The sequence below is a fragment of the Amycolatopsis ruanii genome (genome assembly GCF_003385175.1).
Taxonomy (GTDB): Bacteria; Actinomycetota; Actinomycetes; order Mycobacteriales; family Pseudonocardiaceae; genus Amycolatopsis_E; species Amycolatopsis_E thermalba.
Map to the genome: position 1 here is coordinate 1 of NZ_PQHY01000134.1, position 7,652 is coordinate 7,652.

At 70.8% G+C, this 7,652-nt stretch carries 12 protein-coding genes; all 12 read right to left on the reverse strand.

What is annotated here, in order from left to right; genetic code table 11:
• Nucleotides 1-312: 312 nt before the first annotated feature.
• Nucleotides 313-636 carry a DUF2469 domain-containing protein gene (locus D0D28_RS34690; protein ID WP_094007864.1) on the reverse strand — a complete coding sequence of 108 codons (324 nt, stop codon included), beginning with the start codon at nucleotides 634-636 and terminating at the stop codon, nucleotides 313-315.
• Nucleotides 633-1,412 carry a ribonuclease HII gene (locus D0D28_RS34695; protein ID WP_205413442.1) on the reverse strand — a complete coding sequence of 260 codons (780 nt, stop codon included), beginning with the start codon at nucleotides 1,410-1,412 and terminating at the stop codon, nucleotides 633-635. Before D0D28_RS34695 ends, D0D28_RS34690 begins: the two co-directional genes overlap by 4 nt.
• Nucleotides 1,413-1,465: 53 nt before the next feature.
• Nucleotides 1,466-2,398: a signal peptidase I gene (lepB, locus tag D0D28_RS34700; protein WP_116115425.1), complete on the reverse strand. Its 933-nt coding sequence runs from the start codon at nucleotides 2,396-2,398 to the stop codon at nucleotides 1,466-1,468.
• 31 nt (nucleotides 2,399-2,429) lie between these two features.
• Nucleotides 2,430-2,789: a 50S ribosomal protein L19 gene (gene rplS / locus D0D28_RS34705; protein ID WP_094007861.1), complete on the reverse strand. Its 360-nt coding sequence runs from the start codon at nucleotides 2,787-2,789 to the stop codon at nucleotides 2,430-2,432.
• Between the two features lie 148 nt (nucleotides 2,790-2,937).
• Nucleotides 2,938-3,693 (reverse strand): tRNA (guanosine(37)-N1)-methyltransferase TrmD, encoded by a 756-nt coding sequence (trmD, locus tag D0D28_RS34710; RefSeq protein WP_094007860.1) that lies wholly within the window; start codon nucleotides 3,691-3,693, stop codon nucleotides 2,938-2,940.
• A 21-nt stretch (nucleotides 3,694-3,714) separates the two neighbouring features.
• Complete coding sequence (gene rimM, locus D0D28_RS34715) at nucleotides 3,715-4,233, reverse strand: ribosome maturation factor RimM (protein WP_116115427.1); 519 nt, start codon at nucleotides 4,231-4,233, stop codon at nucleotides 3,715-3,717.
• Nucleotides 4,234-4,240: 7 nt separating this feature from the next.
• On the reverse strand, nucleotides 4,241-4,480 hold the full coding sequence (locus D0D28_RS34720; RefSeq protein WP_017987579.1) for an RNA-binding protein: 240 nt from the start codon (nucleotides 4,478-4,480) through the stop codon (nucleotides 4,241-4,243).
• Complete coding sequence (gene rpsP / locus D0D28_RS34725) at nucleotides 4,477-4,902, reverse strand: 30S ribosomal protein S16 (RefSeq protein WP_094007858.1); 426 nt, start codon at nucleotides 4,900-4,902, stop codon at nucleotides 4,477-4,479. The genes D0D28_RS34720 and rpsP overlap by 4 nt, the downstream gene beginning before the upstream one ends.
• A 175-nt stretch (nucleotides 4,903-5,077) precedes the next feature.
• Nucleotides 5,078-5,851, reverse strand: a complete 774-nt coding sequence (locus tag D0D28_RS34730) for a CPBP family intramembrane glutamic endopeptidase (RefSeq protein ID WP_094007857.1) — start codon at nucleotides 5,849-5,851, stop codon at nucleotides 5,078-5,080.
• 62 nt (nucleotides 5,852-5,913) lie between these two features.
• A complete protein-coding gene (locus D0D28_RS34735) occupies nucleotides 5,914-6,651 on the reverse strand; it encodes a CPBP family intramembrane glutamic endopeptidase (RefSeq protein ID WP_116115429.1) in 738 nt (245 codons plus the stop codon).
• A gap of 55 nt (nucleotides 6,652-6,706) precedes the next feature.
• The gene (locus tag D0D28_RS34740; protein ID WP_116115431.1) at nucleotides 6,707-6,955 is read right to left on the reverse strand and encodes a hypothetical protein; all 249 of its coding nucleotides are present in this window, start codon (nucleotides 6,953-6,955) and stop codon (nucleotides 6,707-6,709) included.
• Nucleotides 6,955-7,652, reverse strand: a 698-nt coding sequence (locus D0D28_RS34745) for a hypothetical protein (protein ID WP_205413441.1), incomplete at its 5' end; no start/stop codon positions are given. The genes D0D28_RS34740 and D0D28_RS34745, both read right to left, overlap by 1 nt.

Sequence of the window (7,652 nt, forward strand, 5' to 3'; positions counted from 1 at the left end):
GGGGCTCAGAGGGTGGCGGGGCGCTGCGGCTGCCCGGGCTGGGGCAGACGGCTCAGGTGCTCAGGGGGCTTCCTGGGAGGAACCGGGAGAAGCAAGGGGCTTCCGATGAAGAAGCGGGAGAGGCGAGGGCGGCCCCTGTGAAGAAGCGGGAGACGTGAGGGCGGGCTGAGGTTGATGGGTGGGTCGCGAATAAGCGAGGTTCGGGGTCGATGCAGTGGGCTGCGCCAACCCCGGCGGCCGGGCAGCAGCAAACAGAAAAGAGCGAGGGACGTCCCCCGTGTGGAGGACGTCCCTCGGGTGGTGAAGCTGCTCTCAGCCGGAGAAGGGGCCCTCTTCCGGGAGCCTCAGCTCGGGCTTCTCCAGCTCCTCCACGTTCACGTCCTTGAACGTGATCACACGAACGTTCTTCACGAAACGAGCCGGCCGGTACATGTCCCACACCCACGCGTCGGACATGCGGACCTCGAAGTACACGTCTCCCCCGCTGTCCCTGACCTGCAAGTCCACCGCGTTGGCCAGGTAGAACCGCCGCTCGGTCTCCACCACGTACGAGAACTGGCTGACGATGTCGCGGTACTCACGGTACAGCGACAGCTCCATCTCGGTCTCGTACTTCTCGAGATCCTCTGCGCTCATGAAATCCGCGCCCCTCCTCGCGAGTTCGACCGGTCTCCGGCGGCGGAACTCCCATTCTGAACCACGCTGCCCTCCAGAGCACGTACCGGAGCATCGGACTGCCCCAATGCAGCAGCGGTGAGCATGACCTTCCGCGGTGGTCGCATACCGTGGGCGGCGGCCGCCGCTGCCACATTGGTGTACGACCACCGGTGTACCTCACACGGCCCGTGTTCGACGAGCGCCGCGCCGTGGTCCACGGTCGTGTACCCCTTGTGCACGTCGAATCCGTACATCGGGTACTTCAGGTGCGTCTCGGCCATGATCCGGTCCCGCGTCACCTTCGCCAGCACCGACGCGGCCGCCACGCACGCCACCGCCCGGTCCCCCTTGATCACCGGCACGCTCGGCGCCGGCAGGCCGGGCACCTTGAAACCGTCCGTCAGCACGTACCCGGGGCACTCCCGCAACCCCGCCACCGCCCGGCGCATGCCCTCGATGTTGGTGACGTGAATACCGAGCTGATCCACCTCTTCGGGTGAGATGACGACGATCGAATAGTCCAGGGCGCGCACCAGGAGCCGCTCGTAGACCCGCTCCCTGGCCAGCGCCGTGAGCAGCTTCGAGTCGTTCAGCTCGGCCAGCCGCGCGGCGTCACCGGGGCGGAGCACGCACGACGCCACCACCAGCGGACCGGCGCAGGCCCCGCGGCCCGCCTCGTCGACCCCGGCCACCGGACCGAGGCCCCGCCGGTCCAGCGCGGACTGCAGACCCCACGCCGTCTCGCCCCGGACGATCGCCCTGGGCGGGCGGAAGGAGGCCAGAACCGCCGAAGACCTACCCAACCTGGTTACCGCTTTCGCTCGACCGCCTCGCGCACCTTCGAGCCCAGTCGCCGCCCGCCCCACACCACGGGCCACGCGGCGACGACCCCGAACCCGAGCGGAACGCCTTCCTGCCACGCCGGAGCGCTCATCCCGAGCGCGGCCGGCTGGGCGGCGGCCTGCGGGTTGTGGTCGCTGACCCCGCCCCACCGGCCGGGTGGCAGCACGATGATGCGTGCCTTGCCGATGATGTTGTCCACCGGGACGGCACCGCGGACCCCGCCGCCACCCTGGCAACGCGAGTCGCACGAGTCGTTGCGGTTGTCGCCCATCACCCAGACGTAGCCGTCCGGCACCGTCACCGGGTCGAACGGCTCCTGCCGCTGGTCGTCCGGATTCTTCCAGTGGATGTAGGGCTCGTCCAGGGCCTTGCCGTCGACGACGACCCGGTTCTGGGCGTCACAGCACTCGACGGTCTGGCCGCCGGTCGCGATGATCCGCTTGACGAAGTCGCGCTCGTCCGGCGGCGCCAGCCCGAACACCGAACCGATGTTCTGGAAGAAGCGCACCACCGCGTTGCTCGACCGCTCGGTCGCCGCCTCGTTCTCCACCCACGGCTCCGGGCCCTTGAACACCACGACATCACCCGGTTCGGGGTCGGTGAAGTCGTAGGTGATCTTGTCGACCAGGACCTTGTCGCCGTAGCACCCGGGGCAGCCGTGCAACGTGGTCTCCATCGACCCTGAAGGAATCGTGTAGACCCGCGCCAGGAATTGCTGGAACACGAATGCCAGCGCCAGCGCGACGACGATCAGAATCGGCAGTTCGACCCAGAACGAGCGCTGTTTCTTGGGCTTGCGGCGGCGCCGTTTCCCATTTGCGCCGGAATCGGCATTCTCGTCCGGGTTCGGGCGTTCGGGCTCGTCCTCAGCGGCGCTGGAGGGCACAGGTTCGACCACTTCGCCAGGCTATCGGAGAAAGTCCGATCGCTCAGGACGCGGTCGGGGCCTCGCGGCGCTCCTTGATCTTGGCGGCCTTGCCGCGCAGCTCGCGCAGGTAGTACAGCTTGGCGCGACGCACGTCACCGCGCTTGTGCACCTCGATCTTCGCGATGTTCGGGCTGTGCACCGGGAAAGTGCGCTCGACGCCGACACCGAACGAAACCTTGCGCACGGTGAAGGTCTCGCGAATACCGCCACCCTGGCGGCGGATCACGACGCCCTGGAAAACCTGAACACGCTCACGGTTTCCCTCGATGACGCGAACGTGCACCTTCAGCGTGTCACCCGGGCGGAAGTGCGGAATGTCGGAACGCAGCGACTGAGCGTCCAGGGCGTCCAGGGTGTTCATCGGGAGTCCGTCCTCGTCCTTCGTCTGTCTGGCAGTCATCCGAGCACGCGCACGCTCTCACTGGGGCAGGCGACCCGGGGGCTTGTGGCAGGCGCGCACCACTGGCACGGCCAACCTGTCAAGTATTGCAGACGCGTCCCCGGCCGGATCACCCGGCCTGCCGCTGCCCCGACCGGACACGGTCGAGCACGGCGAGATCGCGCTCGTCCAGGGTACCGTCCGGCAGCCGGTCGAGGAGATCGGGGCGGCGCAGCAGCGTTCGCTCCAGGGCCTGGTCGCGCCGCCAGCGGTCGATGAGCGCGTGGTTGCCCGACCGCAGCACCTCGGGCACGGACAGGTCGCGCCACACCTCGGGGCGCGTGTAGCTGGGGCCTTCGAGCAGGCCGTCGGAGAAGGAGTCCTGCTCGGCCGACACCGGGTTGCCCAGGACGCCAGGCAGCAGCCGCACCGTGGCCTCGACCATCACGAGCACCGCGGCTTCGCCGCCGACCAGCACGTAGTCGCCGATGGACACCTCGTCGACCGGCATCCGGCGCGCGGCGTCGTCGATCACGCGCTGGTCGATGCCCTCGTAGCGGCCGCAGGCGAACACCAGGTGCTTCTCGCGGGCGTAGGAGCGCGCCATCTCCTGGGTGAACGGGCGGCCCGCCGGCGTCGGGACGACCAGCCGGGTGTCCGGACCGCAGACGGCGTCCAGCGCGTCGCCCCAGACCTGGGGCTTCATGACCATGCCGGGACCGCCGCCGTAGGGCGCGTCGTCGACGGCGCGGTGCACGTCGTGGGTCCAGTCCCGCAGATCGTGCACCCCGACCTCGATCAGCCCGCGCTCGATGGCGCGGCCCAGCAGCGCGGCCCGCAGCGGGTCCAGGTACTCGGGGAAGATGGTGACGACGTCGATCCGCACGGCGCGAGCGTAACCAGCCCGTCAGCCGGCGTCGTCGAGCAGGCCCTCGGGGGGATCGATGACGACCCGGCCGCCCTTGACGTCCACCACGGGCACGATGGCCTGCACGAACGGGACGAGAACGGTGCGCCCGTCGCGGTCGAGCGCGAGCAGCTCGCCGTGCGGGGCGTGCACCACCTCGGTGACGGTGCCGATCACCTCGCCGTCGCTCAGCTCGGCACGCAGACCCTCGAGTTCGTGGTCGTAGAACTCGTCCGGGTCGTCCGTGGGCGGCAGATCGGCGGTGTCGGCGAGCAGCAGGGCGCCGCGCAGGGCGTCGGCGGCCTCGCGCGTCACCACCTGCTCGAACGTGACCAGCAGCCGCCCGCTGTGTGGGCGGGCGGCTGCGATGGTCAGCGGGCGCGTGGTGCCGTCGCGGAACCGCGCGGTCACCGTCGCGCCGTCGCGGAAGCGTTCCTCGGGCGAGTCGGTCCGGATGTCCACGGCGAGTTCACCGCGCACACCGTGGGCCTTGGCGACCCGCCCGACGACGACGTCCACGGATGGGTCAGCGGTCGGTGTCGACGACGTCCACGCGGACGCCGCGGCCACCGATGCCGCCCATGACGGTGCGCAGCGCGGTCGCGGTCCGGCCGCCGCGGCCGATGACCTTGCCGAGGTCGTCCGGGTGGACGTGGACCTCGAGCGTGCGGCCGCGGCGGGTGGTGATCAGGTCGACCCGGACGTCGTCCGGGTTGTCCACGATCCCGCGCACCAGGTGTTCGAGGGAGTCGGCGAGGAAGCTCACGCCTCGTCCTTCGCCGCCTCGTCGTCGGCCTTCTTGGCCGACTTCTTCTTCGGCGTGGTGGCCTCGTTGGCGGGCTCGTCACCGGCCGCCGCGAGGGCCGCGTTGAACAGCTCCTCCTTGGACGGCTTCGGCTCGGCGGTCTTCAGCGTGCCCTCGGCGCCCGGCAGGCCCTTGAACTTCTGCCAGTCACCGGTGATCTCCAGGATGCGCTGCACCGGCTCGGTCGGCTGCGCGCCGACACCCAGCCAGTACTGGGCCCGCTCGGAGTCGACCTCGATGAAGCTCGGCTCGGACTTCGGGTGGTACTTGCCGATCGACTCGATCGCCTTGCCGTCCCGGCGGGTGCGGGCGTCGGCGACGATGATGCGGTAGTACGGCGCACGGATCTTGCCGAGGCGCTGGAGCTTGATCTTGACGGCCACGGTGTGTGGGTACTCCTTGGTTCTCTGCGTGCTCGCGGGTGTCGGGTCACGATCCGTGTGGGGACACCGGACGAGTACCCGAAGCTTTCGGTCGCCACGGCACGGTGAGAGGGCCCGGCCGCAGCAGGCAAGCGACTATTCTGCCAGACCCGGTCGCGCGGCCCGCACCGGGCGTCTAGATCGCCATCACTCCCAGCGCCGTGAGCAGCATCGCCACCGCGGGCAGGAAGTTGTTCATCTGGTGGGCCACGATGCTGCCGAGCAGGCGGCCGGTGAGCAGGCGGGCCAGGCCGATCGGGATGGCGATCACCAGCAGCAGCGTGGTGCGCAGCGGTTCCAGGTGGCTGGCCGCGAACACCGCCGTGGACAGCAGGAACGCCGCCAGCCGGGCCCACTTCTCCTGACCCCAGTGCAGCCGTTCGACGGCGCTCCACAGCAGGCCGCGGTAGATGATCTCCTCGCAGATCGGCCCGAGCAGCCACAGGTAGGCGAACATCACGATGGCGGCGCTCACCGACATCGGCTGCTCCTCGACCAGGGCGCTGATCGCCGATCCGGCGTTGGCCTCGCCGACCGCCTGGGTCCAGATGAACGCGCTGACCGTGGTCAGCACCAGCCCGAAGCTGCCGAGTTTCAGCCCGAGCTTGACGTCCTCCCAGCGCCAGGACAGCCGCAGGTCGGTGAACGGGCCGTTGCCCCGCACCTTGGTGATCAGGATCGCGACCAGCGCGGCGAGGACGGTCGGGGCCATCGTGCCGATCAGCACGTCCCGCGCGGGCAGCGGCTGACCGGGTGGTGCCGGGCCGAGCAGGACGCTGACGAACGCGGCGGAGGCCAGCAGGACGGCCTCGACCACCAGGAAGGCGCCGAACCCCCAGCGGTGCGCGGGCGCGGCCTCCGCGGTGGCGGGCAGATCAGGCGGGTCGAGCTCGCCCGGATGTGCCGTCACGGCGTGCCTCCCTCTGATCCTCGCCCAGCACCTACCGAGCCTAGTCGCCATGGTCGTTCCGCTCAGGACCCGGTGAACAGCAGCAACGCCGGGACCAGGTTGTTCGCCGCGTGCGCGACGAAACTCGCCCCCACGCGGCCGGTCCGCCACCGCGCCGCGCCGATCAGCAGCCCCTGCGTCAGCAGCGCGAGCGTGCGGGTCGGTTCGCCGTGCAGGTAGGCGAAGACGACCGCGGTGAGCACCAGGATCACCCACTGCGGGACGCGGTGGTGTTCGAGCGCTCCCCACAGCGAGCCGCGCATCAGCAGCTCCTCGGCCATCGGCGTGGCGACCACGACGACGAGCACGGCGAGCGCGAGCCACACGAACTCGTCCCGGCCGCCGTCCTCGGCGAGGTCGGTGAGCGGGCTGTCGGAGATCCGGTCGGTGCCGTAGATGCCCAGCAGCACCAGGTTCACCAGGTACCCGGCGAGCAGGGCGAGCGCACCGCAGGCCAGGCCCACCTTGACGTCGCGCAGGGTCGGGAGCCAGCCGAAGTCGCGCCGCGGCCCGCTCCCCCAGCGCCGCGACGCGACCAGCGGGGCGAGGCCGAGCAAGAGGCTGGGCACGAACGCGAGCAGCAGCACCGGGCCGACGTCGAGCAGTTCCAGCGGGTCGACGCTGGCGTGCCCGGACCGCAGGGCGGTCATCACGACGGTCACCAGGTGGTACACGCCGAGGCCGGCGAAAAACGCGAGGAAACCCCAGTGGGCGCCGAAGACCAGCCGGGTGCGCACGTCCTCTCCCTGGCTCAGCCTCATGGGTTTCAGGCTATGTGGCTGCGCGCGATCGATCGACCCCGGGGCGTGAGCGGTGTCACCGGATCCACAGCGGCAGCAGGCCGACGACGACCAGCACCGGCCTGGCGAGCGCGGCCGGCAGCACGCGGACCGGGGTGAGGACGGCGCCGGTGAGGAGTGCGGCGAGGTAGATGCCCTCGCGCCGGGCCAGCCAGCCGACCGCGCCCGCGACGACGAGCGCGATCGGCACGGCGAACACGAGCCCCAGGCCGCGGATGATCTGCATCGCCGCGCAGTGGCCGATGCCGGGGACGAAGTGGGGCACTAGCGGGGGTTCCCGGCGGCGTCGGCGACCAGTTCGCCCCTGCGTTCGGGCCCGGAGCGTTCGACGAGGACCGTGATCTCGACCGGGCTCCCGCCCGGGGGCCGGGTGATCCGCACCTCCGCCTCGCCGGTGGCGTCGGGGAACCGCTGGCGGGCGAGGCCGACCAGGCCGGGGATCGCGCCGAAGTCGACCTCGCGCAGGTCGAACGCGTACTCCGGATCCGGTCCGGTCATGTCCCGCGGCACCGGCTGGAGGTCGCCGTCGCGGTAGATCAGCGCGCGGTCGCCGCGCTGGCCGCGGAGGTAGTCGTCGCCGATCGCGATCAGGTCGTAGGTCGTCGCGACGCCGCGGAGCTCGTCCAGGCCGGCTTCCAGGCCCTCGGCCGTGAGGAGGTCCTGGTTGTCCGCCCGGAGCGGGAGCAGGCCGGCGGCGACCAGCACGACCGTCGCGACCGCGGCCTGCTTCCACCCGCCGAGCGCACGCCCGTTCGCCCGGGCGACGACGACGGCGAGCGTGGCCGCGGCGCCGACCGCGAAGGCCGCGAGGTAGAGGCCCTCCCCCAGGACGAGCCCGCCGACGACGCCGACGACGAGCAGGGCCAGCGGGACCGCGTAGAGCAGGCCCAGCGCCTTGATGATCTTCACCCGTGCCATCTTGATCAGTTTGCGGGCGGGACGGTAGCGGCATTTCGGCCGAC